The organism is Pseudomonas sp. P7548 (assembly GCF_013386585.1).
Classification (GTDB): Bacteria; Pseudomonadota; Gammaproteobacteria; order Pseudomonadales; family Pseudomonadaceae; genus Aquipseudomonas.
The window spans coordinates 1-984 of the sequence record NZ_JACARO010000057.1; the positions used below are offsets into that span (position 1 = coordinate 1).

2 protein-coding genes are annotated in these 984 nt (G+C 63.6%); one reads left to right on the forward strand and one right to left on the reverse strand.

Features of this window, described 5'->3' with window-relative positions; translation table 11 throughout:
• A partial coding sequence (locus HX803_RS22160; protein ID WP_178923509.1) for a LysR family transcriptional regulator occupies positions 1–703 on the reverse strand: 703 nt, incomplete at its 3' end.
• Between the two features lie 111 nt (positions 704–814).
• Between HX803_RS22160 and HX803_RS32830 the strand changes: the two genes are divergently transcribed.
• Positions 815–984: thiamine pyrophosphate-binding protein (locus HX803_RS32830; RefSeq protein WP_256732907.1), on the forward strand; the 170-nt coding region annotated here is incomplete at its 3' end.

The following is a 984-nucleotide window of genomic DNA, read 5'->3' on the forward strand; positions in this document are numbered from 1 at the left end:
CGCCGATCGCCACGCCCGAGCCTTGTGACGCCACCGTCATGGCCAAATCCAGTGTTTCGAAATGATGCCCCTGGGCCAGGTTGCTCAAATGGGTATTCGCCGCCTTGAGCCACAACGCCCAGTCCCGCTCATCCCGCGTGGGGTGCAGCAGTACCTGTTGCTGCAGGTCCGCCGGCGTGCGCAACCCGCTGAGCAAAGCCGGTGCACACACGGGTGTGAGTTGTTCATCAAACAAGTGCCGGGCCTGGGCCGATTGCTCGGCGATGGGCGCATAGATCACCGCCGCATCGAATTGCTCGCGGCGAAAGTCCACGGTGTAGGCCACGGTGGTGGTGAGTTCCACAGGCACGTCCGGGCGCTCGTGCTGCCATTGCATCAAGCGCGGCAGCAGCCAGCGCATTACGCAGGTGGACGCCTTGAGTTGCAGGGTCTCGCGGCGGCCGCCGATCTGCTCCACTGCTTCGCCGATCAAACCGAATACCTGCTGGGCCCGCAGCGACCATTCGCGGCCTTCCTCGGTCAGGCTCAAACCCCGCGCCTGGCGTTGGAACAAGGCGTAGCCCAGGTGGTTTTCCAGCCCGGCAATCTGGCGGCTCACCGCGCCCTGGGTGATGTGCAGTTGCTCGGCCGCGCGGGTGAAATTGCAGCACTGGGCCGTGACCCAGAAGGTGTGCAGCGCGGGCAATGGTGGGAGGCGTTTCATAGGGGCGCAGCCATGACGTGAGGACATGGCTAGTATGACTTTTTATCGATTGTTGCCGCTACGGGCCAGCCGGTCCAATACCGCCTCGAATCCATAACAAGAGCGACATGTATGGCGACCTGCGGCGAAGTATTGGTCCACCTTCTGGAAGGCTACGGCGTGGATCAGGTGTTCGGCATCCCCGGCGTACACACTGTGGAGCTGTATCGCGGCCTGGCCCGCTCGAGCATCCGTCACGTTACCCCGCGCCACGAACAGGGCGCCGGCTTCATGGCTGACGG